The organism is Anaerolineae bacterium, assembly GCA_014360855.1.
Taxonomy (GTDB): Bacteria; Chloroflexota; Anaerolineae; order JACIWP01; family JACIWP01; genus JACIWP01.
In genome coordinates this window covers 1-1,831 of record JACIWP010000407.1, presented here as the reverse complement: position 1 = coordinate 1,831, position 1,831 = coordinate 1, and the positions used below count along the sequence as shown (strand labels likewise).

2 protein-coding genes are annotated in these 1,831 nt (G+C 66.2%); both read left to right on the top strand.

Translation table 11 applies throughout. From position 1 onward, the window contains the following. Positions 1–1,162, top strand: a 1,162-nt coding sequence (locus H5T60_14555; GenBank protein MBC7243652.1) for a DEAD/DEAH box helicase, incomplete at its 5' end; no start/stop codon positions are given. After that, a partial coding sequence (locus H5T60_14550; protein MBC7243651.1) for a PD-(D/E)XK nuclease family protein occupies positions 1,162–1,831 on the top strand: 670 nt, incomplete at its 3' end. The genes H5T60_14555 and H5T60_14550, both read left to right, overlap by 1 nt.

Genomic DNA, 1,831 nt, shown 5'->3' with positions numbered 1-1,831 from the left:
GCGCGAGTTCCCCACCTGGGAAGCGGAGGTGCGGGAGATATGCCAGCGGGCGAAGCGGTACGTGCAGACCCACCCGAACGATACCGTCGCCATCCTCGTGCCCACCAACATCCTGGGCAGTCAGGTGGTCAAGCAGTTGAGCGAGCTGGGGGTGGACTTTGAGGACCTACTGCGGGAGCCTTCCCAGACGCGTTCGGTACTGCGGGTGCTGGCCAGCATTGTCCATTTCGCCACCGCCCCCCGCACCAGCAATATCCTGGCGGAGCTGTTCAGTACCCTGGTCGAGGCGCATGTGTGGGAACTGCCGGCGGAACTGCATGTATCCCGCTTGTTGGCCCTACTGCGCAGTGCCCGGCCGGAGCGACTGCTCTTCCCGGAGCCGGGAAAGAGCCGGCGCATGGCGCTTCCACCGGTGGAAGACCTGCCGGAAGAGCTGATTGCGGTCATCGAGCGCTTCGCTGAGCAAGCCGCCGGCTGGTTGCGCGCCTCCCTGCTCCCCATTGATGAATTCGTGCTGACCGTCGGGACGGAACTGTTCCGCTCCCCGTTCCAACTCGCATTGGTCCAGCAGATCGCCGCCGCCATGCGGCGTGCCGCCGACATGAACCCCTCCTGGCGCCTGCCGGACCTGGCGCGCGAGCTGGCCGAGCTGAGCAGTGACCCGCGCGCTCTGCCGCAGATGGGCTTCCGCGAGCTGGGCTATACGCCTCAACCGGGCGTCATCAACGTCGCCACCCTGCACGGCGCCAAGGGGTTGGAGTGGGACCTGGTGTACATCCTGGGCGCGGACCGGGCATGGTTCCCAGAACACCCGGATCAGGTATGGATGGAAAGCTGGGGCATCATGGAAGGAAGCGAACGGGAAGAGGTCACGGAGCTGATCCGCGCCCTGTCGGACGAAGCGGACCTGCCGCGCGGCGCTCATCCTCCCACTAAGGAAGCGCAGTTGGAGCATATCGCCGAACGTCTGCGCCTGCTGTACGTAGGCATCACCCGCGCCCGCCGCCGGCTGTGCATAAGCTGGAGCAGACGCCGGCTGGTCAGCGGCTCGTTCGGCATCCTGCGCGATAAGGAAACCGATATTTCGCCCGCTTTGGAACGCCTGCGCCAGTTCCATGAACGCGCCGCCAAAGGGGCACCCATCAGTGAGGCAGAACCATGATGCGGGGAACGCTTGCGAACAGGCCGGCTGTTCAGCCACCGTTCGTCTTCACCCAATCGAACCTGCAGGACTTCGACCGCTGTCCCCGGCTCTTCTACCTGCGCTGGGTGGCGCGCGTCGAATGGCCCCAGACCACGCTCTCCCGGGAACGCGAGGCAGACCTGCTCCAGCGCTCCCGCTTTCACCGCCTGGTCCAGCAGTGGTTGTTGAACATCAGCGTCACCCATATTATTGAGGCAGAGCCGGCCGATTCGCCCCTGCGAACATGGTGGCAGGCGTTCCTGGACCATCCGCCGGCCCTGCCGGCCGGCCCCCGCTTTCCAGAGGTGGAGCTAGCTGCGCCGATCGGCGAACATGTGCTCCTGGCACGCATGGACCTGCTGGTGGTAGAGCCGCGCCGCCGGCTGACCATCTTCGACTGGAAGACCGGCCTCCTCTATCCCCGGTTGGAGCGGCTGCGGGAGAGCTGGCAGACCGTGGTCTACCGCTATCTGGCGGTCGAGGCCGGCGCCCCCTACTTCGGCGAGCCGGCCGTCCCCCCCGATGCGGTCGAGATGATTTACTGGTTTTCCGAATACCCGGCGACGCCCATGGCCCTGCCGTATTCCGCCGAGGAGCACACTGCGGCGGCGGAGCGCCTGCGGGAACGCGTCGCGCAGATCGCCTCCC